Annotated in this window: 26 protein-coding genes; 3 read left to right on the forward strand and 23 right to left on the reverse strand. The window is 63.2% G+C overall.

The window, feature by feature from the left end; all coding sequences use genetic code 11:
- Positions 1-6 precede the first annotated feature (6 nt).
- The 8 genes from M3484_RS21110 to M3484_RS21145 form a co-directional block, all read right to left on the reverse strand.
- Positions 7-984 (reverse strand): ABC transporter permease, encoded by a 978-nt coding sequence (locus M3484_RS21110; RefSeq protein WP_249499117.1) that lies wholly within the window; start codon positions 982-984, stop codon positions 7-9.
- Positions 981-1,913, reverse strand: a complete 933-nt coding sequence (locus M3484_RS21115; RefSeq protein ID WP_249499118.1) for an ABC transporter permease — start codon at positions 1,911-1,913, stop codon at positions 981-983. The genes M3484_RS21110 and M3484_RS21115 overlap by 4 nt, the downstream gene beginning before the upstream one ends.
- Positions 1,913-2,632 carry an ATP-binding cassette domain-containing protein gene (locus M3484_RS21120; RefSeq protein WP_249499119.1) on the reverse strand — a complete coding sequence of 240 codons (720 nt, stop codon included), beginning with the start codon at positions 2,630-2,632 and terminating at the stop codon, positions 1,913-1,915. Before M3484_RS21120 ends, M3484_RS21115 begins: the two co-directional genes overlap by 1 nt.
- A complete protein-coding gene (locus tag M3484_RS21125; protein WP_249499120.1) occupies positions 2,625-3,353 on the reverse strand; it encodes an ATP-binding cassette domain-containing protein in 729 nt (242 codons plus the stop codon). Before M3484_RS21125 ends, M3484_RS21120 begins: the two co-directional genes overlap by 8 nt.
- A 58-nt stretch (positions 3,354-3,411) precedes the next feature.
- Positions 3,412-4,599 (reverse strand): substrate-binding domain-containing protein, encoded by a 1,188-nt coding sequence (locus tag M3484_RS21130; RefSeq protein ID WP_092898772.1) that lies wholly within the window; start codon positions 4,597-4,599, stop codon positions 3,412-3,414.
- A 67-nt stretch (positions 4,600-4,666) separates the two neighbouring features.
- The gene (locus M3484_RS21135) at positions 4,667-5,791 is read right to left on the reverse strand and encodes an ABC transporter substrate-binding protein (protein WP_249499121.1); all 1,125 of its coding nucleotides are present in this window, start codon (positions 5,789-5,791) and stop codon (positions 4,667-4,669) included.
- The gene (locus M3484_RS21140) at positions 5,788-6,951 is read right to left on the reverse strand and encodes a CaiB/BaiF CoA transferase family protein (RefSeq protein WP_249499122.1); all 1,164 of its coding nucleotides are present in this window, start codon (positions 6,949-6,951) and stop codon (positions 5,788-5,790) included. The genes M3484_RS21135 and M3484_RS21140 overlap by 4 nt, the downstream gene beginning before the upstream one ends.
- A gap of 592 nt (positions 6,952-7,543) precedes the next feature.
- Complete coding sequence (locus M3484_RS21145) at positions 7,544-8,314, reverse strand: IclR family transcriptional regulator (protein ID WP_249499123.1); 771 nt, start codon at positions 8,312-8,314, stop codon at positions 7,544-7,546.
- 144 nt (positions 8,315-8,458) lie between these two features.
- Between M3484_RS21145 and M3484_RS21150 the strand changes: the two genes are divergently transcribed.
- The gene (locus M3484_RS21150; RefSeq protein ID WP_249499124.1) at positions 8,459-9,559 is read left to right on the forward strand and encodes a lactonase family protein; all 1,101 of its coding nucleotides are present in this window, start codon (positions 8,459-8,461) and stop codon (positions 9,557-9,559) included.
- A 57-nt stretch (positions 9,560-9,616) separates the two neighbouring features.
- Here M3484_RS21150 and M3484_RS21155 read toward each other — a convergent pair whose 3' ends face one another.
- The 12 genes from M3484_RS21155 to M3484_RS21210 form a co-directional block, all read right to left on the reverse strand.
- The gene (locus M3484_RS21155) at positions 9,617-10,456 is read right to left on the reverse strand and encodes a fumarylacetoacetate hydrolase family protein (protein ID WP_249499125.1); all 840 of its coding nucleotides are present in this window, start codon (positions 10,454-10,456) and stop codon (positions 9,617-9,619) included.
- A 14-nt stretch (positions 10,457-10,470) separates the two neighbouring features.
- On the reverse strand, positions 10,471-11,208 hold the full coding sequence (locus tag M3484_RS21160) for an SDR family oxidoreductase (RefSeq protein ID WP_249499126.1): 738 nt from the start codon (positions 11,206-11,208) through the stop codon (positions 10,471-10,473).
- 11 nt (positions 11,209-11,219) lie between these two features.
- On the reverse strand, positions 11,220-12,434 hold the full coding sequence (locus M3484_RS21165; protein ID WP_249499127.1) for a UxaA family hydrolase: 1,215 nt from the start codon (positions 12,432-12,434) through the stop codon (positions 11,220-11,222).
- Positions 12,431-12,760, reverse strand: a complete 330-nt coding sequence (locus tag M3484_RS21170; protein WP_171909523.1) for a UxaA family hydrolase — start codon at positions 12,758-12,760, stop codon at positions 12,431-12,433. The genes M3484_RS21165 and M3484_RS21170 overlap by 4 nt, the downstream gene beginning before the upstream one ends.
- Positions 12,757-13,203: a MaoC family dehydratase gene (locus M3484_RS21175; RefSeq protein WP_249499128.1), complete on the reverse strand. Its 447-nt coding sequence runs from the start codon at positions 13,201-13,203 to the stop codon at positions 12,757-12,759. The genes M3484_RS21170 and M3484_RS21175 overlap by 4 nt, the downstream gene beginning before the upstream one ends.
- A complete protein-coding gene (locus tag M3484_RS21180; protein ID WP_249499129.1) occupies positions 13,196-14,251 on the reverse strand; it encodes a Gfo/Idh/MocA family protein in 1,056 nt (351 codons plus the stop codon). Before M3484_RS21180 ends, M3484_RS21175 begins: the two co-directional genes overlap by 8 nt.
- Positions 14,244-14,573, reverse strand: coding sequence for an L-rhamnose mutarotase (locus M3484_RS21185; RefSeq protein ID WP_249499130.1), 330 nt, complete (start codon positions 14,571-14,573; stop codon positions 14,244-14,246). The genes M3484_RS21180 and M3484_RS21185 overlap by 8 nt, the downstream gene beginning before the upstream one ends.
- Entirely contained in the window at positions 14,570-15,688 is a 1,119-nt protein-coding gene (locus M3484_RS21190) for a mandelate racemase/muconate lactonizing enzyme family protein (RefSeq protein WP_249499131.1), read from the reverse strand. Before M3484_RS21190 ends, M3484_RS21185 begins: the two co-directional genes overlap by 4 nt.
- A 3-nt stretch (positions 15,689-15,691) precedes the next feature.
- Positions 15,692-16,777 (reverse strand): ABC transporter ATP-binding protein, encoded by a 1,086-nt coding sequence (locus tag M3484_RS21195; protein WP_249499132.1) that lies wholly within the window; start codon positions 16,775-16,777, stop codon positions 15,692-15,694.
- A gap of 3 nt (positions 16,778-16,780) precedes the next feature.
- Entirely contained in the window at positions 16,781-17,647 is an 867-nt protein-coding gene (locus M3484_RS21200) for a carbohydrate ABC transporter permease (protein ID WP_092898798.1), read from the reverse strand.
- A gap of 1 nt (position 17,648) precedes the next feature.
- On the reverse strand, positions 17,649-18,545 hold the full coding sequence (locus M3484_RS21205; RefSeq protein ID WP_092898800.1) for a carbohydrate ABC transporter permease: 897 nt from the start codon (positions 18,543-18,545) through the stop codon (positions 17,649-17,651).
- Between the two features lie 88 nt (positions 18,546-18,633).
- Positions 18,634-19,944 (reverse strand): ABC transporter substrate-binding protein, encoded by a 1,311-nt coding sequence (locus M3484_RS21210; RefSeq protein ID WP_249499133.1) that lies wholly within the window; start codon positions 19,942-19,944, stop codon positions 18,634-18,636.
- 186 nt (positions 19,945-20,130) lie between these two features.
- Between M3484_RS21210 and M3484_RS21215 the strand changes: the two genes are divergently transcribed.
- Positions 20,131-20,973 carry an amidohydrolase family protein gene (locus M3484_RS21215; RefSeq protein WP_249499134.1) on the forward strand — a complete coding sequence of 281 codons (843 nt, stop codon included), beginning with the start codon at positions 20,131-20,133 and terminating at the stop codon, positions 20,971-20,973.
- Between the two features lie 184 nt (positions 20,974-21,157).
- Positions 21,158-21,703, forward strand: coding sequence for a GNAT family N-acetyltransferase (locus tag M3484_RS21220; RefSeq protein ID WP_249499135.1), 546 nt, complete (start codon positions 21,158-21,160; stop codon positions 21,701-21,703).
- Between the two features lie 119 nt (positions 21,704-21,822).
- Here M3484_RS21220 and M3484_RS21225 read toward each other — a convergent pair whose 3' ends face one another.
- Genes M3484_RS21225 through M3484_RS21235 form a run of 3 tightly spaced genes read right to left on the reverse strand, consistent with a single transcriptional unit; the run spans position 21,823 to position 24,427 of the window.
- A complete protein-coding gene (locus tag M3484_RS21225; protein ID WP_249499136.1) occupies positions 21,823-22,584 on the reverse strand; it encodes a 2,3-dihydro-2,3-dihydroxybenzoate dehydrogenase in 762 nt (253 codons plus the stop codon).
- A gap of 1 nt (position 22,585) precedes the next feature.
- Positions 22,586-23,239 carry an isochorismatase family protein gene (locus M3484_RS21230; RefSeq protein WP_249499137.1) on the reverse strand — a complete coding sequence of 218 codons (654 nt, stop codon included), beginning with the start codon at positions 23,237-23,239 and terminating at the stop codon, positions 22,586-22,588.
- 3 nt (positions 23,240-23,242) lie between these two features.
- A complete protein-coding gene (locus tag M3484_RS21235; RefSeq protein ID WP_249499138.1) occupies positions 23,243-24,427 on the reverse strand; it encodes an isochorismate synthase in 1,185 nt (394 codons plus the stop codon).
- Between the last annotated feature and the right edge of the window lie 115 nt (positions 24,428-24,542).

Below are 24,542 nucleotides of genomic sequence, written 5' to 3' on the forward strand. Positions count from 1 at the left end.
TCCGGTTCAGACGGTTGTGCGGAAATGGCGTTCTCTCCCGTAAAGCGAGACGAGCAGCAGGATGATCGCGCCGAACGCAGCCTGTACCGAGGCGGGCGAAAAGTTCAAGCCGATCAGCAAGGTGTTGATTTCGGTCAGAACCAGCACGCCGGCCAGGGTGCCGATGTAACTGCCGCGCCCGCCCACCAGGGCCGCACCTCCGACAACGACCGCCGCGATGGTCTGGAACAGATAGGGCTGGCCGACATCACCGTAAGCAGACCCGGTAAAGCCCAGCAGAAGGATCCCCGCCAGCGCCGCGAAAAACGCCGATGCCGCAAAGGTCGAGGTCCAGACCCAGAGCGGGCTGATCAGCGCATAGGTCGCCGCGCCGGGGTTCGAGCCAAGCGCATAGAGGCGACGACCCCAGGGCGTCCGCTCCAGCACCAGCACGATCACGATGGTCATCACCAGCAATGCCGGGATCAGCGCAGGCACCGGCAACGGGCCAAAGGATCCCCCGATCGACACGAAAGACGATACCGCTTTTGGCGCCGATCCCGTCGGGAAGCCTTTCGTCCAGATCAGCACAAGACCCTGGACAATCATACCGATCCCCATTGTCACGATCAGCGGATGGATATTCAGCCCGCGCGACAAGGCGCCGTTCAGCGCGCCGATCAGGATGGCGAGACCAAAGACCACGATGCAAACCAGCCCGAAATGCCAGCCCTGTCCGTAAAGCTGCGCCGCCGTCACATTGGCAAAGCCGATGATGAAGGGGATCGAGAGGTCGATGCCACCAAGGATCACCACCAGCGTCTGCCCGACCGACGCCACTGCGAGCAGCGCGGCGATGACCAGCAGTGCCCGGATTGCGAAAGGCGCGGAATAGCCCGGGATCAGGATGGTCCCGATCAGATGCAGCAGCGCCGCAACCAGAAAGGCCCCGATGATCCGCGCTTTCATTCCGGTCAGATACCGGGCTGTGAGATACCGGCTCATGCATGGCTCCTTTTCGGGCCGCGATCCTGGAGCGCGATCAGCACGACCGCCGTGACAAGGATCGCGCCATAAGCGACCTGCAACACATAGGTCGAGACGTTGAACGCGGTCAGCAGGCTTTGCAGCAGGAAGATGTCAAAGGCGCCGATGGCCGCCCCCAGCAGACCGCCCTTGCCGCCCGCAAGGCTGACGCCGCCAAGCGCCACGGCGGCAATCGCGATCAGTGTATAATTCGCGCCCACTTTCGGATCGGCCGATCCGATCAGCGCGGTCAGCATCATCCCCGCCGCAGCCGCAAGCATTCCGGTGATCACATAGGCCAGAAAGCGGACCAGCGAGACCGGCACTCCGGCGGTATAGGCCGCGCGGTCATCCGAGCCCACAGCCAACAGTTGATCATGGAATGGCACACGGCTCAGCCCCCACCACAAAAGCCCGATCACGCCCAGCGGCAGGAAACTCCAGCCCCCTGCCATCGCCTTCAGCCAGTCCGGCGCAGGGCCGACGGGCGCGGGCAGAATGGTCAGCGTCAGCCCGCCAAGGATCAGATAGGTCCCGAGCGTCGCCACAATGGGCTGCACCCGCACGATCACCGCCATGAACCCGTTGAACGCGCCGATCAATACCCCGATCAGGAGCGCCGCCGGCCAGAGGATCAGGGGTGAACTCAGCCCGTGATCAAGATAGAGCACCTTGATCACCACCGCCGAGACCAGCGCCATCACCGGGCCGACAGAGATGTCGATGCCGCCCCGCCCGGCCAGGATCACCGGGGTCGAGGCCAGAGCCGCGCCGATCAGTGGCGCCGCCATCCCCAGAAGTGTGCCCCAGGCCGCCGGATGAAACCGCGCCGGGTTCATCACGAGGTTGGCGACCAGCAGCACCACGAGAATGGCAATGGCGAAAGTATAGCGTCCCAGAACCCGCATCAGCCTGCCCTCCCGAACATGGCGGCAATCACCTGATCGGTCTGCATCGCCTTTCCTGACAATTCCGCCGCCAGACCGTGGTCACGAAAGACCAGGACGCGGTGACACAAAGCAAGGATCTCTTCGATCTCGGAGGAGAGGATCACGAGCACCATCCCCTCGCCCGCCAGATCGCGGAACAGATCATACAGCAGGTGCCGCGTCGCCACATCGACACCGCGCGTCGGGTCGTTCAGCAAGAGAACCTCCGGCTCGCGCGCCAGAGCCCGCGCCAGCAGCACCTTTTGCTGATTGCCGCCGGAAAGCGCGGTGATCGGCGCTTCGGGCGATGGCGCCCTGATCTGCAACCGTTCGCGCCAGATCTCATACCGGGCGCGGCGCGCTGCGGGTGAGATCAGCGGGCCGCGCCGGTCACGCCCGGCGGTGGCAATCGCGAAATTGTCGAGGATCGAGAGGCCGGGGAAAATCCCCGTCGCGCGGCGGTCACGCGGTACATAGACGATGCGGGCCCGTTCAGCGTCACGGAAGCTGCCGATCCGTGCGCCATTCAGCGCGACTTCGCCGCCGGTCTTCCCCAGCCCCGTCAGGCTGCGCAAAAAGGTGTCCTGACCGTGGCCATCGAGACCCGCGAGGCCAAGGATCTCGCCAGCGCCGATGGTCGCCGAAAAGGCGCGCGCACCCGGGCGCAGGGTCAGGCCGGTTGCCCTCAGATCAGCCATGACGGCCTCCTTCCGGCGCCATCAGGCTCAAAAGCTCTGAGGGCGTCGCATCAGCGCGCGGGCCGGAACGCACGACCTGCCCCGAACGCAGCACGGAAATATCATCAGACAGTGCCATGACCTCATCCATCCGGTGGGTGATGAACAGAAGCGTCGCGCCGGAAGCCGCGCTGCGCTTCATGAAGGCGAAGACGGAATCGCGGTCGGCAAAATCAAGCGCGGCGGTGATCTCATCAAGGATCAGCACCTTTGGCGCGCGCGCAACGGCACGGGCAAGCACCACCAGCTGCTGCGCCGCCAGTGGCAGCGCGCCCGCCAGCGCCTCGGAGTCGATCTTTGTGCAGGCAAAGCGCGACAGCACCTCTGCCGCCCGGGCGGCACGGCCGGAGCGTGGGATATGGCGACGGAAAAACCCGTCAAGACCCAGCAGGATATTGTCTTTGACCGACCGGTCCGGCGCGATCAGGACCTCCTGGAAAGCGGTGGCAAAACCGGCTTCGCGAAAACCGGCGGGGTTGCGGGCCGTGATCTCGCGCCCCTCCATCCGGATCGTGCCACTGTCGGGGGCCACGATGCCAGAAAGCAGTTTCACAAGCGTCGATTTCCCCGAGCCGTTTTCGCCGAGAATCGTGTGGATGGTGCCGGGGCGGAAGGTGATTGTGGCCCCGCTCAGCGCCAGCGTCTCGCCATAGCGCTTTGTCAGGCCGGAAATCTCCAGCATGGTCCTGTCTTTCTTTTGACCGCGCGCCCGTCATCGGACGCGCGGCTTGATGGCGGGATCAGTTGGCGCAGGCGCCGGGGGTCTTCGCGTAATCCCAGGCCGGGCTCGGGGCGGGATTCGTGAAATAGGCATCAAGCCAGTCTTCCGGCATCGGATCGGTCGGCGGCACCGGGAAAACCGACACCGCGTCGGGCGTCATGCAATCCTGGTACCAGGTCGCCAGATCCGCCTCATGCACCGGCGGCAGCGGGATCATCAGCGTGTTCAGGACCGGCTTTTGCCCATCCATGATCCGCGCGGCGGTACGGTAAAGCGTCTGCGCCGTCCAGCCCGGCAGAACGGCATGGCCCTCGAAGCGGAAGCCCTCGGGGCTGGCCTTCCAGTAGCCAAGCGCATCCCCGGTGATGGATGCCGTGATCACCGGCACCGGGCGACCGGCTTCGGCAAAGGCCTCGGCGATCACGCGGCTTTCAGACCCCGCCGACCAGACGGCGTCAATCGGTGCCGGATTGGTGGCAAGCGTTTGCAGCACAACGGTTTTGGTGACATTCGCCGTCCAGTCGCCATTGACGACGCGGGCGATTTTCAGGTTCGGATGCAATGCCATAGCGGCATCGGCGCCGGCACGTTCCTGCGCCACAATCGGGTGGCCGGCAATGCCTTCAACGATCAGCACATTGCCGCCCTCGGGCAGCGCGCGGCCGATCGCATCCATCATCTCATAGCCCCAGCGGGAATAGTTGCTGTCGACATTCACCGCGGACGGCGCCGTGACCGACCCCGCCGCCGTCACAAAGGGGATGCCCGCCGCTGCTGCCGCTGCAATTGCCTCATCAAGCCCAGTGGCCGAGCCCGGGATCGAGGTGATCACGCCGCAGTCCTTATCAATGAAAGCGCGGATCTGGCTGATCTGCTGGCCGACATCGCCATTGGAATCCGAGATCTCGAAATCCGAGACCACGCCTTCGGCGATCAGCCCGTCCACGAGGCGCTTCAGCTCATTGGTGACCGAAACGCGCCAGGGGTTACCCTGATAGCTTTCGGAATGGCACCATTTGTAAGGCTTTGCTTTCGGTGTGAAATCTGCGAGCGGCGCGGTGGCGATGGCCTGGGGCGCTCCCTCATATTGCGACTTCAGCCCCTCGGGCAAAGCCGCGATTGCCTCTTCCACCGATTGCGCAAACACCGGCATCGCGAATGCCGTCAGTGCTGTCGCAGCGCAGAGCCGCGCCATTCTCTTCGTCATCGGGTTCCTCCTCCCTGAATTACGCCGGCCGGATTGTGTTTTCCGGCGCAGCGGTGATCTCTCCCCGTCAGAAACTCTCCCGGAACAACCGGTTGATATCTGCGATCACCGGGCCGGCGCTCTCTCGCGCGGCCAGCCCTTCGGTGATGCGGGTCGATGCGGCGTGCTGGAATGCCATATAGCCGTCATGGCGCGGTCGGACCCAGGCACCCTCCAGCGTGGCCCGGGTCGCGCGGTAGAAATCCGAACTGGCGGCGTTGACCGTTTCGTCCTGCCAGGCCCCGGCATGACCGGGCTGACCGCCAGAGGCCGCGAAAGCCCCCCTTTGAACAGCGTCCGAGGCGATCCAGAACGCGAAATCCACTGCCGCATCCCGCGCCCCGGAAAAGGCCGAAACCGCGATCCCGGTGCCGCCAAGCGCAGAGCCGACCGGGCCATTTGCGCCCGCCACCGGCATATCGGCAAAGCGGATCAGCCTCGGGCGGAAACCGGGAATGGCATAATTGACATAGCCATAGATCAGCGGTGCCACCGCTATCCGGCTTTCAGGCCGCGCCATTTCCTCGAAAACCGCGATCGGGTCCTGGCCCGCACAGGCCGGGTCGACCAGATCTGCGATCTCGCGCAGCATCTCCCAGACCCCGGCGCCGGTTCCGGGGGGGATGATCTCTTCCCCTGTCACCTGGCAGGGCGAGCCGATATTGCCTGCCAGCGTGTAAAGCGACATCAGCGAATGCGGCGGGCGAAGCGGCAATGCCACCCTGCCGTCTTTCGCCAGCGCCACCACCTCGGCCCAGTTGGCGGGAGGCGCGTCGATCAGATCCGGGCGCCAGGCCAGCACCTGGGTCGCGGCATCTATCGGAAAGGCCCATTGCCGGCCCTGCCAGGTATAGCTTGGAAAACTTGCGCCCACAGAACCGGCCGCCAGCGCGGCAAGATCGGCCTCGCGCCCGGGGATATCCAGGGGCGCGAGACAATTCTCGCGAGTGATCTGGCCGACATGCGGGTGGTCAATCACGATCAGATCATAGGCGCGGGCAAGGTCTTCGACAGGATAGCTTTCGAAATCCTGGAGCGAGCGCTTTTCCCAGGTGATTTCGACGCCCCGCTCTGCTGCCCAGATCGCCGAGCAGGCGACCATCGGATCATAGCCGCGCGGATGGCTCCAGGTCATGCCTTTCAGCTTAATCACAGGCCGAACTCCTTACGGATGGCGGCGGAATGGGCGCCGATCAGCGGGGCCGCACCGGGTTTCGCGGGCCGATACCCGTTCAGCCGCATCGGCAGGCGGGTCGTTTCGATGGACACGCCATCATCGCGGGTCACGGTGTGCAACATGTCCAGCACCGCCATCCCCTCGGATGCCAGCAATTCCGGCCAGTCGAGCACTTTGGCGCACCAGATATCCGCCGGCTCCAGCACCGAAAGCCAGTGATCGATGCTTGCGGTCGCCACCTTGTCGGATATCAGCCGCTTGATCGTATCGCGCTGCGAGAAAGCGAGTTTCGGGTCATCACGGTAAGGCGCGAGGCTGTCGATCCCCATCAGGTCAGCCAGCCGCGCGATGGGCGTCATCGCAATCGCCAGCCAGCCATCTTTTGCCTCATAAACCCCGTAAGGCGCCGAGAGATAAGCATGGGCCGAACGGAATTCTGACCGTTTCGGCACCCGGCGACCATCGTTCAGATGGGTCGTCAGCACCTCGAACTGAAAGTCGATCAGCGCCTCCATCAGCGAGGTCTGGACATGCATTCCCTTGCCGGTGATGCCCTTCCTGACAAGCCCGGCAAGAATGCCCTGGCAGCAGGCCGCGCCCGCCAGCATATCCGCCACCGCAAGGCCAAAGGGCACCGGCCCCTGCCCTTCATCGCCATTGAGCCACATCAGCCCCGACCGCGCCTGCGCCAGCAGGTCCTGGCCCGGACGCATCACCCATGGACCCTCATCGCCATAGCCCGAGATCGAGGCATAGACGAGCGCCGGATTGATCGCGCGCACCGCGTCATAATCAAGGCCGAGACGCTCGATCACGCCGGGGCGGAAATTCTGGATCAGCACATCGGCCTTGCCGATGAGTTTCCGTAGCGCCTCCAGATCGGCGGGATCTTTCATATTGATCGCAAGGCTTTCCTTGCCGCGATTGATCGCGTGGAAAATCGTCGAATCACCGCCGATCTCGGTATCCGACAGATAGAGCCGGCGCGACAGATCGCCACCATCGGGACGCTCGATCTTGATCACCCGCGCGCCCAGATCCGCCAGCCTGAGCGAGCAATAGGGGCCAGAGAGGAACTGGCTCATATCCAGCACGACAAGCCCCTCAAGAGGCAGCGTCACGGTTTCGGTCGTCATGGATTCTCCCCCCTGCCGCGCCCCTCCCAAAGGCACTTGGCATTTCGTATGTGAAGGATAATTTCATTTATGGAAAATTACTGCAAGCCTGAAAACGCCCCTCCCGGCAAACGCACCCCGAAAGACCCTGCAAAAAGCGCCTGGAATGGCTGCGGAAAAATGCACGCGAATGCCCTTCCTGACTGTCCCCTGAAGCTGTCTCATCAACGGCGACAGGAGAGCCCGGGGGCTGGGATCACGGTCGGGATGGTGCCGCGTCTGGCGGTGACCCGCGACGATGTCGGGCCTTACATGCTATTGTGCAATCATGACGCCCGCGACGTGACTGGCACCGCGGGTTCGGGATCTGCTGTAATGAAACAGTCAGCCGCATCCTGACCCGGGCTGCGCTCTGGTGGTGAGGCTGCGGGCTCTGACTGCACCGCTCCGGCATCACTTTGCCGCAGGAGGGCGAGGCGGGGCGTAAGAAATCAACGCCCCCCTTCGCCCCTCCAAAGCGGGCTCCTGCAAAAAAAAGCGGCCCACGGGCCGATGCCGCAGGCCATCAGGGCCTTCCGGCCTTATGCTTTTGCCCGGTATGATGGGATCCAGGTCAGTCCGCCGCCTCGCCCGGGCTGGAAATCTCGCGACAGGTTTCCACCAAGATCCGCAAAACGCGGTCGCGATCAGGCGCATTCGGGTTTTCCAGCCGCCGCACGAAGGGACATGTCAGCACCGCCTGCACCGCACCATTGGCGCCGAGGATCGGCACCGAAAGGTTGGCCACGGCCGGGGTCTGCTGGCTTTCCATCGACTCATAGCCCTGACGGCGGACCTCTTTGAGCCGCTCTTCCAGCCCGGGCGACGCAACCTCATAGGGCATCGGCTCGTGCTCTTCATACATCAGCGCCTTTTCCTCGGGTGAGGCATAGGCGAGGAACACATGCCCCGATCCGGAATTCACCAGCCCGATCTGCGCGCCGACCCGGATGGTGACACCCCAATAGCCCGGCGCCTCGACCTGCGCGATGATCACCAGATCACCCCGGTCATATTTCACCAGATGACAGGCCTGCTCTGCAACATTGGTAAAACGCCGCATCGCCGGCATGGCCTGCGCGATCAGACGGCGGATCTGCGGGCGCTGATGGGCGACAAGGAAAAGCTTCATCGTCAGTTGATAACTGTCGCCATGGCGCGAGACATAGCCCCTGCGCGCCAGCCGGTCGAGCATCCGGTAAAGCTCGGTCGGGGAGCGCCCGAGCGCGGTGGCGATGTCTTTCAGCGTCATCCCCTCTTCGCGTGCCGCCAGCAGCTCGATCATGTCGAGCCCCTTGTCCAGCGCCGGCGCCCGGTAACGGCCCTCGTCTTCAATGTCACTCATGGTTTTACCTGTGAAATCCTGCACCGCGATGCTACGAATTGACGCGAAGAGGTCAACGGGGTTTACTGACAACATTGAGTTTTAAATATGGAATACTCCTTCGCAGGATCCGGCGCGGGGCAGTATTTCCAGGGAAGGAAAGACATGGCCGCGGAACTGCTTCTGATCATTGGCACGCTGAACCGCGAGACCCCCTATTTTCAGGGCGCACGCGGCGACGGCCTCCATGTCTTTGCCTTTGACGAATCACTGCTGACCTTCGCGCCGCGCGCGCATTTCCCCGGGATCGACAACCCGACCTTCCTTTCGGTCACGCCGGACGGGCGCCATATCTATGCCGGTTCCGAAGTGGCCGAATGGCGCGAGGGGCTGGTTACCGCGTTCCGCTACGACCACAGAGACCAGCGCCTGACTTATCTGAACACCCAGCCAAGCCTTGGCAGCATCACCGCCCATAGCCTGATCTCGCGCGATGGCAGGCGGCTTTACGTGGTGAATTACACGGTGGGCGAAGGCGGACCCGGCCAGTCGCTTGCGGTATTCGACATCCGCGAGGATGGCAGCCTCTCGCCGGCGCTGGGTGCTGCAGCGCATGAGGGTCAGGGCCCGGACCCTGACCGCCAGGAACGCGCACATGCCCATAGCGTAGCCGAAACCGCCGACGGACAGCTGATCGTCGCCGATCTTGGAATGGACGCGCTCGTGAACTACCGGATCGACGCGACCGGCAGACCTGAGCGACTGGCGCTCACCCACACCCGCCCCGGCTCCGGCCCAAGACATATGGCGCTGAGCCCCTGTGGTTATTTCCTCTTTGTGATCAATGAACTCGACTCCTCGATCACCTCATACCGCCGGGATGACGCCACGGGCGCGCTCTCTGAAACAGACCACCGCCATACGGTTCCGGATGACGCCCTGTCAGGCAATCACTGTTCGGATATCCGGATTTCCTCAGATGGCCGCTTTCTCTATGGCGCCAATCGCGGGCATGACAGCATCGCAGAGATCGGGGTAGATCCGGCAACGGGCAGGTTCGGGTCACGACATCTGATAAGCTGCGGTGGAGTGACACCACGCAATATCGCGCTGACGCCTTCGGGGCAGCATCTCCTCGTCGCCAATCAGAATTCCGACCGGGTGAGCGTGCTGACCCGCGATGGTGAAAGCGGCAAGCTGACAGACAGCGGCAAATATCTTGAGATCGGCACACCCATGTGCCTGAAATTCGCCGCTCCTGGCTAAGGCGGAGCGGCAGAATGCGCCTGAAAGGCTCAGAGGGGGCGCGAGCGCCCCCTTCCCTTATGCGTCGTTCTCGCAGATCTGACGCTGGGTGCCGAGGCCTTCGATCCCCAGTTCCACCACATCCCCCGCCTTCAGATAGCGCGGCGGTTTCATACCAAGGCCAACGCCCGGGGGGGTGCCGGTCGAGATCACATCGCCAGGATGCAGCGTGAAGAACTGCGACAGGTAAGAGATCAGGAACGGGATTTTATAGACCATGGTGGCCGATGTCCCATCCTGCATGGTCTCCCCATTCACCTTGAGCCACATATGCAGGTTGTCATGGTCTTTGACCTCATCCCGCGTCACCAGCCAGGGGCCGATCGGGCCGAAATTATCCGAGCTTTTGCCCTTGGACCACTGGCCCGAGCGTTCGATCTGATAGGCGCGCTCCGAGACGTCATTGCAGACGCAGTAGCCTGCGACATGCTCCATCGCATCAGCTTCCGAGACGTATTTCGCCTTCTTTCCGATCACCACGGCCAGCTCGACCTCCCAGTCGGTCTTATCCGATCCGCGCGGGATCAGGATCGGGTCATCCGGCCCGCAGATCGCCGAAGTATATTTGGCAAAAATCACCGGTTCCGGGGGCACCGCCATGCCGCTTTCGGCGGCATGGTCGGAATAGTTCAGACCGATACAGATGAATTTGCCGGTCTGGCCGACACAGGCGCCGAGGCGCGGATTGCCGGTCACCAGCGGCAGCGTGGCCGGGTCGATCTTTGCCAGCACCGACAGGTCTGCCAGCACATCGCCCGCAATATCAGTCACATAGGCGGAGAGGTCGCGCAGCGCGCCATCCGCATCAATCAGGCCGGGTTTCTCGGCGCCACGCGCGCCATAACGTACAAGTTTCATAGCAGCTCCTTCGCTCAGGTGGTCCAGCCACCGTCGATGACATGTTCGGTTCCGGTGGTGAAGCCCGCCTCATCCGAGGCCAGATAGCAGACCAGCGCCGCGATTTCATCGGCACGGCCCAGCCGCCCCATCGCCTGACGGCCGATAAAGGCCTTCAGCGCGCCCTCGTAATCGCCGGTAGCCTTCAGCCGCTCATGCAGGCTGGGGCTGTCGACGGTACCCGGGCAGATCGAATTGCAGCGGATGCCCTGCGCCACGTAATCGGCAGCCACGGCGCGGGTCAGGCCGACCACGGCGGCCTTGGACGCGGAATAGACGGCCCGGTTGATCGGGCCTTTTTTCGGCCCCGCGACCGAAGACATATTGATGATCGAGCCATTTCCCTGCGCGATCATCCCCGGCAGCACGGCGCGGATCATGCGGAATTGCGCCTTCGCGTTCAGGTCAAAGGCAAAATCCCATTCAGCCTCGGTCGCCTCAAGCACGGTGCCGTTATGGACGACGCCCGCGCAGTTGAAGAGGATATCGACCGGCCCGATTTCAGCGACCAGCGCGGTGATCGCGCCCGGTTCAAGCACGTTCAGCACTTTCGCGGTGATCCCTGGCAGACCCGCCAGGTCCGCCACCAGGGCCTCGTTCACATCGGTCGCGATAACTTCGGCGCCCTCAGCGGCCATGCGTTCGGCGCTGGCACGGCCGATCCCCTGCCCCGCCGCGGTGATCAGCGCGCGTTTCCCCGCAAGTCTTTGCATCATGTCTCTCCTCAGGCCGCGCCCGGCAGGCAGGCCGGGCCGATGGGCTCAAATGTCTTATAGGTCAGGATGAATTCGCGATGGCCGAGTTCTTCGGATTTCGTCTGTTTCCCGGCGGCGACCGCCACCACAAGGTCACGGATCTCCTGGCCGACTTCGGGGATCGAGCGGACCCCTTCGATAATATCGCCCGCATTGACATCCATGTCTTCCGCGAGATTGCGATAGGTGTCGGGATTGGCGCAGATCTTGATCACCGGCGAAATCGCCGAGCCCACGACCGAGCCGCGCCCGGTCACGAACAGCGTCATATGTGCGCCCGATGCGATCATTTCGACGATTTCGGCATTGTCCGAGATATTCGGAAAGCCGAAGCGCACATCGCCATCGGGGACCACATCCATCAGGTAAAGCCCGCCACGGGGCGGCACATCACCGGGCTTGATCAGCCCCGAAATCGGGCTGTCACCGGATTTGACATAGGCACCGAGCGACTTTTCTTCGATAGTCGAAAGCCCGCCCGCCGCATTGCCCGCAGCGAATGACCCATAGCCCAGCGTGGCATAATAGCGCTCGGCCTTATGCACGCTTTCGCGCAGCGCATTCCCCAGCTCCGGCGTCACCGCGCGTTCCGCCATGATTTCTTCACAGCCGATCAGCTCGCCGGTCTCCTCGAAAATACAGGCGGCACCCTCGGCCACCAGCAGGTCAAAGGCCTTGCCCGCCGCCGGATTTCCGGAAATGCCGGATGTCCCGTCCGAACCACCGCAGACCGTGCCGATGATCAGCTCTTCCACCCCCATCGCCACGCGCGGCACTTCGGAAATCTGCGCCAGCGTCTGGCGGATCCAGTCGGCGCCCGCCTGGATGGTCGAACGCGTCCCCCCCGCCCGCTGGATCACCAGCGTCTTCACCGGGCGCCCCGAGGCATCTACCGCATTGGCCGCACGCACCTTGTCAAAGCTCTCGCATCCCAGCGACACGAACAGCACTGCGCCGACATTCGGATGGGTGCAAAGCTTTTCCATCATCTGCGCGGCATATTCATTCGGGTAGCAGCCGGGGAAGCCGATCAGCTGGACCTCACCTTCATGGGCCGTATTGCGGAACTGATGCACAATCTCCGAGGCCACGAAATGCGCGCATTCCACCAGATAGGCCACGACCAGCGTGTTGCGGATGCCCTTGCGGCCATCCTTGCGCAAAAAGGCCTGAATCTCACTCATAATGACACCCCCGCGCTGCGGCCATCGGCGTCCTGCAACATATGCGTGGGCGTATAGGCCGAGCGGATATTATGGACATGGACATGCTCGCCCGCACGGATCGCCCCGGTCGCGATGCCGATGGGCATGCCGTATTTCAGGATCACATCGCCTGCCGCGATGTCGTGGCGCGCGATCTTATGGGCCATCGGAATCGGGCGATTGAGGCGGACCTCGCCCCCCTCCAGCGCAACCACCAGCCCCTCGGGTGAATTCGCGCGGGCGACCAGTACATTGTCTTTGCCGGACAAGAGCAGGAACGGCCCGAATGACGATTTTTCAGTCACTTCCGGCACTCCACCATATAGATATGGTCGGCAACCAGCGCGGTCTCGCCGGTCTGTTTGGTGACGGTGAGGCGTTCGGTCACGCGGCCATAGCCGGGGCGGTTTTCCATCAGCTCTTTGCCGATGATCCCGACGCGCGAGCGGATCGTGTCGCCGATGAAGACGGGTTTCACAAAGCGCATCCGGTCGTAACCATAGGAAAACGCGACCGGATTGATGATCGTCGCGGTCAGGCCGACGCCGATGGTGAAGACCATCGTGCCATGTGCGATGCGCTGGCCAAAGGGCAGTGTCTTGCAGAATTCCGCGTCCAGATGATGCGGAAAGAAATCGCCCGAATGGCCGGCATGAACGACGAAATCGGTCTCGGTGATGGTGCGGCCAACCGTGTCGCGCGCCTCGCCGATCTCGTAATCCTCGTAATATTTCACCTGTTCAAGCATCGGGAGAAGTCCTGATCGGATGCGCCGGAAGGGCGCTGGATTGGTAGGCGGCCTCGACAAGGGCCATTGTGTGCCAGGCATCTTCGGCGCTGCCTTGCAGCTCAGCGTCCTCGCCTGTGGCAAAGCGCATCACCTGCGTGATCCGGCCAATGAAAGCCTCGATGAACCAGTTGCCGGTCAGCGGGATCTGCCGCCATTCGCCATCTGTGTTGAGCCAGAATTCATCCGGCTCGCCCTTCGGGTAATCGAGGTTGACGCCGAGCTTCAGATAAGCCGCGCCCTTCGTGCCACAGATGCGGAATTCACAGGCCTGGAACTGGCGACCGAAGGCATGGTTATGATTGATTGAGAGGCTGGCGCGGGCGCGTTGCCCGTAATCGAGGATCATCGAGGACCGCGTATTCGATACTGAAGAGGTCGGATGCCCCATGGTTTTCGCGTGAACCCCATCCGGGTTGCCCAGAATATCACGAACGAAATCAAGATAATGGATCGAATGCAGCAGGATCTCGACCCGGGGCAGATCTTTCAGGAAGGCCCAGAGATGCCAGGGCGTATCCAGCGCGAGCCAGGCGTCGAAATCGACCACCTCGCCCAGCAGACCCTTCGCAATGGCATCTTTCAGCGCAAGGCTCATCGGCGCGAACCGCAGCTGGAAATTCACCGCCGCCCGGATCTTGCGGGCGCGCAGGATCCGGATGATTTCATCGGCTGCTGCAAGGTCAGACCCCATCGGCTTCTGGATCAGCACAACGGCGCCTTGAGGCAGAGCATTTAACACAGCCGGAATAGCGGCGGGCGGCACCGCAAGGTCATAGACCGCGCCGGTACCGGCCGCGGTCGCCTCGGCCAGCGAACCATAGGCCACAGCCCCTGGCGGCAGGATCGCGCGGGCCTTGTCCATGTCGGGATCATAGATCCCCGCCACGGTGAAACCGGCCTTTGCATAGGCGGGCAGATGCGCATCTGACACGATAGACCCGGCACCGAAAATCACAATCGGCAGCGCGGTTTTCGGCGGAGTGATGCTCTGGATCAGCTCAGCCATGATGGAAGATTTCCGACATACCGGCCCACCATTCACCATCTGCGCGCGTGTCCAGCGGGCGCTGCAATGGCTTGTTCACCGCCCACCATTTCTGCGTCTCGGGATCAGCGGCCATCTTCGCCATATCGGCCTCATAATCCGTTCCCGAATATTCGAAGTAAGAGAACAGCAGGTTCTCGGGCTCTTTCAGGAAGATCGAGTAGTTCGAGATATGACATTCCGAAATCTTCGCCAGCACCGCGGGCCAGACGGCGGCATGGAGGCGCTTATACTCGGCCTTGCCCTCTTCCGAGAGGCCGATGACAGAGGCGTAGCGCGTCATGACTGCGCCTCCGTGATGGTCAGATGCGAGCCTTCCGTGACCCGGGCCGCAATCGCTTCATGATCCCAGTCGATCCCCAGTCCCGGCGCGACCGGGGCCAGCGCGAACCCGCCCTCGCGCGCCATCGGGGCCGCGATATCGTCGAGCTGCGGGATATATTCCAGCCAGGGCGCATTCGGCACTGCGCAGACGAGGCTGACATGCAGTTCCATCAGGAAATGCGGGCAGATCGCCAGGTTATGCGCCTCGGCCATATGCGCGACCTTGAGCCAGGGCGTGATGCCCCCGATCCGCGCCACATCGGCCTGGACGATGCCACAGGCCCCTGCCTGGATGTAATCGGCGAACTGGCCCGGGGAATACATCGACTCGCCCACAGCAATCGGCACACGGGACTGGCGCGTCAGGCGGGCATGACCCGCGATATCATCGGCGGGCAGCGGTTCTTCGAACCAGGCGATGTTCAGGCGTTCCAGAAGGTCGAGGCGGCGCGAGGCTTCGGGCTGGGTCATCGACTGATTGGCATCGGTCATGATCTCGTAATCATCACCAAGCGCGGCGCGCACTGCCTCCAGCCGGGCGGCGTCACCGGCGACCGTGGGCTTGCCGATCTTGATTTTCGATCCGCGGAACCCTGCCTCGCGCATCGCGAGCGCGTCATCGACCAGGGCCTGAGGCTCCAGATGCAGCCAGCCGCCTTCGGTCGAATACATTGGCACCGAGGATTTCGTGCCCCCCGCCATCACATGCAGCGGAAGGCCGGTTTTCACGCCGCGCAGATCCCAGAGCGCGGTGTCAATCGCGGCCTGTGCCAGCGCCATGATCGGGCCGACGGCCGTCGCATGGCTGAGGAACAGCAGATCCCGCCAGATCGCCTCGATCATGCCCGCCTCGCGCCCGATCAGCGCAGGCAGGAAGCTGCGCCGCAGCAGTTCCAGTACGGAATGGCCGCCATCGCCGATCGTATAGCTGTAGCCAAGGCCCGACGCGCCATCGGCATCGGTCAGGCGGACGAAAATCGTCTCCTGGCTCTTGAAGGACTGGATCGCATCGGTGCGTTTCACCTTTGGGATCAGGTCAACGATAAAGGCCTCAGCCCGGATGAGTTTCGCCATGGCTCACGCTTTCAGATTAAGGCCGGTGTCAGCATCAAAGAGGTGGCATTTGTCGAGCGCGATGCCAAAGCGCAGCACTTCGCCGGGGACAAGCGGGCGCGGGTTCAGCATCTTGGCCTGGATCTCGCTGCCGGCGAGCTGGGCATAGACCACCGTTTCGGTCCCGAGCGGCTCGGACAGGGTCACTTTCATATCGACATGCGCCATATGGGCGGTGGGGGGCAGCGCGTGCCCCTCGGGCATGATATTGTCGGCGCGGATGCCAAGCTGCACGCGGCGCCCATCCGCCAGTTTCACCCCCGGCGGCAGCGGGATCACTGTGCCATCCGAGAGGCCCAGCTGATCGCCCTTCACCACACCTGACAGCAGGTTCATCGGCGGCGAGCCGATAAAGGTCGCGACGAAGGTGTTGACCGGGTTTTCGAACACATCAAGCGGCGTTCCGACCTGGACGATATGACCATCGCGCATGATCACGATGCGGTCGGCAAGGGTCATCGCCTCGATCTGGTCATGGGTGACATAGATCACCGTCGAGCCGACTTTCTGATGCAGTTTCTTGATTTCGACCCGCATCTGGGTGCGCAGTTTGGCGTCCAGATTGGAGAGCGGCTCGTCAAAGAGGAATACATCCGGGTGGCGCACAATGGCGCGACCCATGGCGACACGCTGGCGCTGACCGCCGGAAAGCGCGCCGGGTTTGCGATCCAGCAAAGGCGTCAGCGCGAGGATTTCAGCCGCCTCATCCACCGCCTTACTGATTTCGGCCTGCGATTTCTTCGCGATTTTCAGCGAAAAGCCAAGATTCTCGCGCACCGTCATATGCGGGTAGAGCGCATAGTTCTGGAACACCATCGCGAGGTTCCGTTCGCGCGGGGGCAGGTCGTTGACGACGCGGTCGCCGATCAGGATCTCACCGCCGGAAATATCTTCGAGCCCCGCAACCATGCGCAAGGTCGTCGATTTGCCGCAGCCCGAGGGGCCGACGAGGACGACAAACTCGCCCTCGGCAATCGAGAGGTTGATCGAATGCACGACATCCAGCGCGCCATAGCTTTTCTTGACGTTTTTCAGATGGACCTGGGCCATGGCTTATCCTTTCACGCCGCCGAAGGTCAGGCCGGCGATCAGATGTTTCTGAACGAGGAAGGTCAGGATCAGCGCAGGGATGATCATCAGGACCGCAAGGGCGCACATGCCGCCCCAGTTCAGGGTGAATTGCGAGGTGAAGTCGAGAAGGCCGACCGGCATCGTCTTGGACGACACCGACCGCGTCAGCTGCGAGGCCAGGGCATATTCGTTCCACGACGTCAGGAAGGCGAAGATGCCGGCGCTTGCGATACCGGCGCGGGCGACCGGGAATTCCACCTTCCAGAAGGCCTGCCAGCGGGTGCAGCCGTCTATCTCAGCAGCCTCGGCCAGTTCTTTCGGCACCTGGCGGAAAAATCCGTCGATCAGCCAGATGGTGAAGGGCACATTCATCGCGACATAGACGAGGATCATGCCCAGATGGGTGTCGATCAGCCCGGTGCGGCCGAAGATGATGAACACGGGCAGCGACAGCGCCACGCCCGGCACCGCGCGGGTGGCCATCAGCATGACAAAAGTCATGCCCTTGCCTTTGAACTTGTAGCGGGCAAAGGCGTAGCCCCCCGCCATCCCCACCAGAAGCGCGATCACGGTCGAGGTGACCGAGATGATCAGCGAGTTCGTAAAATAGGTCCAGACCGGGATGCCACCCTGCCCCGCGCCGCCGAACATGGCGCGGTAATGATCAAGGTTCAGCTCATTCGGGATCCAGACCGGCGGCTTCGCCATGATCTCGACCGTCGGGCGGAAAGAGTTGAGCACCACCCAGAGGCCGGGGATGCAGATCACGCACATCGCAAGGAAGAGGCCGATGAAATGGCCGGTCTTCAACAGACGTTTGCGCAGACGGTGTTGCGAGGCGGATGCCATATCAGTCCCCCATGCCCAGCTCACGCCGCGCGCGTTGCAGCTTGAGGAAGAAGTAAACGGTGAAGGCAATCGAGAGCAGGATTGCGATATAGCCCATCGCATTCGCATACCCCATGCGGGCATCGACATAGCCGGTGCGCCCGATCATGGTCCATAACAGCTCGGTCCGTTTGGCCGGGCCGCCGCCGGTCATCACCTGCACGATGTCATAGGCGCGGGCCACATCAAGCGAGCGGATCGCCATGGCGATATAGATGAAGGGCATCAGGAAGGGCAAAGTCACATAGCGAAAGCTCTGCCAGGGTGTGCAGCCATCGACTTTCGCGGCCTCCAGCGGATCCTGCGGCAGGGCGAAAAGGCCCGCAAGGATCAGGATCGCGAAGACGGAGGTGCTCATCCAGACTTCGGCACAGATGATCGCGAAGAGCGCCAGGTTGCCATCGACCAGCCAGGGGATCGCGGTTGACGCGAGGCCCATGGATTGCAGCGCGTTGTTCACGAGGCCAACGTTGTCATTGAAGATGAACTTGAACATGAAGCCCACCAGAATGGGCGAGAACATCATCGGGAACATCATCATGGTGCGCAAAGTGCGCTGGCCACGCCGCACCTTCGCCACCATCAGCGCAAGGCCAAGGCCCAGGAGCATCTCAAGGTTCAGCGCGATGGTCAGCAAAAGGACCGTGCGCCCGAAGGCCTTCCAGAACCCGGGATCGGTCAGCGCCTTCTCATAGTTGAAGGGGAAGTTGATCTTCCAAAGCGTCTCGGGACGGGTCAGGTGATAGGGCGTGAAACTGGAATACAGAGACAGCAAAAGCGGCACCAGCACCACCGCCGCCAGGATCAGGAAGGCGGGCATGAGCAGGAGAAGCCAGGGTGGAAGCTTGGCGCGGGTCATGGTTTTTCCGGGCTGAGCGTCCCATCGCGGGGACTGTTATAAAATGCGGGCGGCACCCCTCAGGCGCCGCCCGCAAGGAGAGTTCGGATCAGTAGACGCCGTTTTCCTGCATCAGTTCGTCAACCGCATTCGAGGCATCTTCCAGCGCCTGGTCCACGGTCTTGTCGCCAAGGATCGCGGCCTGCAGTTCCGGGAAGATCAGGTTGCCGGATTCGATCCAGTAAGGCGTCGGCGGCACCGGGAAAGCGGTCAGCGCCGTTTCCTGGAAGGCGGCAAGAACCTCGGACTTGTAGGGATCGTCCTTGGCCTGCTCGATGATGTAATCCCAGACCGCGGTGCGCGACGGCAGCGGGCCGGGCGCGGATTCCAGCTTCTGGCTGTCTTCATTGGTCAGGAAATCGACCAGCGAGGCTGCGGCCTCTTTATTGGCGCAGGTTTCGGTGACCGAGAAGCCGTGGAAGCCGGACCAGCCGGTGCGAACGCCTGCCGAGCCTTTCGGCGCCGGAGCAACTCCGACATTGCCCGCGACTTTCGAGGCCGCAGGATCATTGAAAAAGCCCGACCAGCCCGGCCAGTCGAGATTCAGCGCGATGGTGCCCGAAGCAAACCCGTTTCCGAGATCGTCCCAGAGATAGTTGGTGGTGCCCGGAGGAACCGCACCGGCCTTGTAGAGATCGACGAACCATTGCAGCGATTCTTTGCCTGCATCCGAGTTGAAGGCGGGCGACCAGTCATCATTGAACATCTTGCCGCCATTGGCGACGATCAGCTCATAGAAACGGCCATTGATCGCCTCATCCTTGCCCGCATATTGCGTGCCATAGAAATTCGGCGGATCGGCAAAGAATTCGGCCTGTTCGCGGAACTGATCCCAGGTTTCGGGCGGGGCAAGATCATAGCCGTATTTCGCCTTGAAGGCCTCGGCTTTGGCCGGATCGGCATAGAGCGATTTCTGGTAATAAAGCGCCGAGACATCGAATTGCGCCCGCGGCAGCATCACCAGTTTGCCCCCGATGGTGGCGGCAGTGATATTGGCCGGCACGAAGCCTGCGATCGCATCTGCGGCGATCAGCGGCGTCAGATCAGTGAACAGGTTCGGATATTGCGAGGCAAAGGACGAATGGTTCGACCCCACGCACCAGCCGGTGGTCCCGGCGGCGATATCGGCTTTGTATTCCTTATCCAGCTCGAAATGGTTTTTCTGACTGATGATTTTGACCGTGGCCCCGGTCGCTTTTTCCCAGTCGGCAATGCGGCTGTAAAGCGCCTCATATTGCTGGCCCCCGATCAGCTTGGCCTCGACCGTGACGCCGGCGAATTCGCCCTCGGCCATGGCAGCCGGTGCGAAACCGAAGCCTGCGAGCAGTGCCAGTACAGAACCGGCCCCGAATCCCTTCATGGTATCTCCTCCCGTTATGATGTCCCCGGGCCGCCTCCAGCAGCCATACGATTTCATATTCAGAACATCTTTTCATAGTTAAACGTGACATGCCAGAGTGAGTCAAGTAACACTGTCGCACTTGCGCCGGATTCCGTCGCATGAAGACCCCGGGCGCCGCCGCGCGACGCGGAAGAGGAGGAAACGATGATCTTCGACACCCATCTTCACCTGCTGGACCGCAGCCGGCTCAGCTATCCCTGGCTCGCGGGGGCACCGGCGCTGGACCGCGACTGGAGCTATTCCGAATATGAGAACGTGGCGCGGCGCAGCGGCATCACCGATGTGCTGCATATGGAAGTCGATGTGGCCGAGGATCAGATCGGGGCCGAAACCGCTTTCGTCGCGGATCTGATGGCGCGGCCCGACAGCCTGATCCGGGGCGCGATCTCTTCGGCACGGCCCGAGGCTGCAGGCTTCGCCGCCTGGCTTGACGCCCGGGACCGGCGGGTGGTCAGGGGGATCCGCCGCGTGTTGCATGTGATGCCCGATGATCTGTCTGAGCAAAGCCTCTTTCGCGAAAACATCCGTCGCCTTGGCCCCGCCGGTCTGCCCTTTGATCTGTGCCTTCTGGCGCGGCAATTGCCGCTGGGCGCGCACCTCGCAGATGCGGCGCCGGAAACCATATTCGTGCTCGACCATTGCGGCGTTCCCGATATCGCGGGCGGCGCCTTTGCCCCCTGGGCGGCGGCGATCACCGATCTGGCCCGGCGGCCGAATGTGATGATCAAACTCTCGGGCATCACGGCCTATGGCCCGCCAGACTGGAGCCTCGCGACCCTCACCCCCTGGGTCGATCATGTGCTGGAAACCTTCGGCCCGGCGCGGATGGTCTGGGGGTCGGACAGCCCGGTCTGCACACTGCAATCGGGGCTGGCGGAATGGGTGGCGGCAAGCCAGGCCCTGCTTGCAGGGCTGAGCGGGGCCGAACGCCACGCGATCCTTGCCGGCAATGCGCGGCAGATCTGGATGTCAGGCAGCGGCAAATAGGGCCCCGCTTTCGAAAGCCCTGCTGCCCTTCCATTCTGCCTTCCTCCCCACGGCAACGATCCGCCCCGACAAACCGGATCGCCGCCTGCACCGGAGAGGAACACAGCGCATCTGATTTTGCCCGGTGGCCGTGATCATGTCATTCGGCTATGCCACTGGCATGACCTTAAAGAGCGATGAGCAAATGACTTCCGGCCTTGCCACCAGGACATTCGACACAAAGCGTTTCACGATGCGGGCGCTTATGCGCTCCGATACGGCCGCCCTTTACGGGACGCTTTCTGACGAAGCCCAGTGCCGATACATGTCGCAGCCGCATTTCACCTCTCCGGAGGCCCTGGCCGACTGGCTGACAGACAGCGAATGGCCCGGACGGACATGGGTGGCCATAGACAAGACAGATGGCACGCTTGCTGGTCGCTTTGTCGCCTTCCCGGGGCGCGACGCGGGGGTGCTTGAGCTGGGCTATATCACCATAGCAGAGCGTCAGGGGCATGGTGTCGCGACAGAATGCGTGACGGCGCTGGTGGATCACCTCTTCTCCGAGGGGGACTATCGCCGCCTCTATGCGGAAATTGACGCCGAAAACGAAGCTTCGGTGCGGCTCATTGAACGTCTCGGCTTCACCCGCGAAGCTTACCTGCGTCAGCACGAAGTCACGCATAAAGGCCTGTGCGACCTGGTGATATACGGGCTTTTGCGCGATGAATGGACGGGCGCAGTAAAATAAGCCGCAACCAGCCATGGCCCGACCGGGCTTTCGCGCAGCACGGGGTCAAAGCGCCCATATTCTGGCTTTGCCCTTCGGAACAGAGTGTTGCGCGAAAGTCAGTGATCCGGCCGCAGGCGTCAGGCCTGCTGCGTGGCGCCGCCATCCACATAGAGATCGGCCATGGTGACGTGCCCTGCCTGATCTGACAGCAGGAACATCACCGCATTGGCGACATCATCGGGCTCGGCGATCTTGCCAAGCGGGATGCCGGGTTTGAACTGCTCCTGGATGCCCGCGATCACCCGGGCCTCGCCGCTGGCATCGGCCCACATGCCGGTCTGCATCGGCGTGCGGGTCGAACCCGGCGCGACGATATTGCAGCGGATCCCGAGCGGCGCGAGCTCCATCCCGAGCGTGCGCATATACATCGTCGCGGCCGCCTTTGACGCGGCATAGGCCGCCATGCCATAGCGCGGCACCCCGGCGGCGTTTGACGAGACCGCGACCAGCGCGCCCTCGCCCCTTGGCCCCATCACCCGCGCCAGCGCGCGCGTGAGGTGGAACACGCCGTCAGTATTCACGGAAAACACCCGCCGCCAGTCGGCATCGGAGGTCTCGGTCACGAGGCCGGTCGCCAGCACCCCGGCAACCGAAATCCCGAACCGCACCGGGCCGTGCAGGGCTTCGGTTTCGGCGACCAGCCGTCCGACGGCGGTGGCATCCGCGACATCAAGCGAAAGGCAGCTGAGCCCCGGCTGCGCCGGCAGATCGGGCGCCGCAAGATCGGTCGCCACCACCCGCGCCCCGGCATCAAGCAAAAGCTGCACCACCGCGCGGCCAATGCCGCCGCCCGCGCCCGTCACCAGCGCAAGCGCGCCTTCAAACCCCGTGAGCCGCATCCTATGCCCCTTTTCCCGAGGTGATCGCCGCAATCAGCGTTTCGGTGTCCTGAACCACGCCACAGCGCCCCGCCACCCATTTCAGGGCCATGTCATGGTCCTCGCGGCTGAAATCCGCAAGCGCATCGGCGGCCATGAAGGGTTCGATATCGCGCTGGAAGGCTTCGCCTGCAGTCATCATACAGCCGATATGGGCATAGACGCCGCAGATGATCAGCTGGTCCCGCCCCCGGACCCGCATAAGCTGATCAAGGTTTGAACGCTGAAAGGCCGAATAGCGGTGTTTGACCAGGACGAAATCCGGGTCTTCGGGCGCAAGTTCCGGGATGATCGCCTGATGGTCGGGCTCCGCCGACATGCCAGGGCCCCAGAGATCGGCCTGAAGACCACGGTCGCGGCGGTCCTGATTGCCGTCCTGCGCAGTGTAGAACACCGGAAGACCGGCGGCGCGGGCGGCGGCGGCGAGCTTTGCTATATTGGCGATGGCGGGGGCAATCGGGCTCTCCCCCGGCGCATAGGGGCGCAGGAAATAGCGCTGCATGTCATGGATCAGAAGCGCCGCACGCGCGGGCACCAGCTGCCAGGGCCCGCGCGAGGGCGGGATCTCCGCGCCATACGGCAGCGGATAGGGTGCAATCTGCGGCAGGCCGGCCATGGTTCAGTCCCCGATGATGATCTCGCCGTCCTGCCCGAAAGCGGCCAGCATTGCCAGGAATTTGGCATGGGTTTCGGCCTCTTCGGCCTGAGGATCAGAGCCGCGCACTATGCCCGCGCCGGCGTAAAGCCGCGCCTCGTTGCCTTCGATCCCGGCGCAGCGCAGCGCAAGATACCAGCACCCGTCGCCACCCGCCTCAAGCCAGCCAACCGCGCCGGCATAAAAGCCCCGCGCATAGCCCTCAAGTCCGGGGATCGCCGCGTCGGCCGCGTCGCGCGGCAGGCCGCACACGGCGGGTGTCGGATGCAGCGCGGCCAGAAGCGTCGCGCAAGGGGTGGAGGCGTCGCGCAGTACACCCTCGATCCGGGTGCCCAGATGCCACATCCGGGCGGTCGCGCTGAGCGTCACACCCTCGGGGGCGGCAAGGCGCGCACAGAATGGCGCCAGCGTATCCAGCACCATTTCCGCCGCCATCGCATGTTCGCGCAGGTCTTTGTCGGATCGCAAAAGCGCCTCGCCCGCCGCACGGTCACGCGCCGCGTCTGCCGCGCGCCGCGCCGATCCCGCCAGCGGATGCGAGGCCACGAGGCCCCCGCGTTTTTCCACAAGCAATTCCGGCGTGGCCCCGATCAGCCGATGCGGCACCCCGGCGTGACGTGGGGGCAGCGGGACAGAGAACAGCGTCGCCAACCCGTCCTGGCGCAGCATCTGCAACAAAAGCCCGGGGTCATGCGGACGCTCTGAGGTCAGCACCAGGCTGCGCGAGAGCACGATTTTCGAGAATTCCCCTTCGGAAATGCGCCTGACCGCCGCCGCGACCGCCTCGCGGTACTGACGCGGAGAAGGCTCGGCCCGGATCCGCATCCCAGCCTGCGGCGCGACCATCGCGACCGGCGCCGCCGGCATGTCGAGCACCGAACCGGGCTGGAACAGGCAATCCGTCGCCTCGCGATCATAGGGCAGCGCTCCGGCCAGCAGCTTCGGCCCGTCATGACCGGCGGCAAAAAACGCCTCAGACCGCGCAGGCAGGCTCACCAGCGGCCCTGGCGGCAGATGGCGCCGCGCGGGGCCAAGCGCCATTGTATGGCGCGGGCCGGAAATCAGGAAATCAGCCGTATCTCCGGCGGGCGTCGCACCAGCGGGGCTGGTCGCGTCACGAATGGCAGCAGTACGGGCGGTGACAGTCATCAGGCGATCTCGCATCAGCTTGGCCGCGACAGGGCGGCGATCCGGATCGCTTGGGCAGCATTTCCGGAGAAAAGCTGCACCTGGCTGACGTCTCTTACGTGTTCCGGCCCGCCTT

Origin of the sequence: Pseudomonas sp. GX19020 (assembly GCF_023371075.1) — a bacterium.
Classification (GTDB): Bacteria; Pseudomonadota; Alphaproteobacteria; order Rhodobacterales; family Rhodobacteraceae; genus Pseudogemmobacter.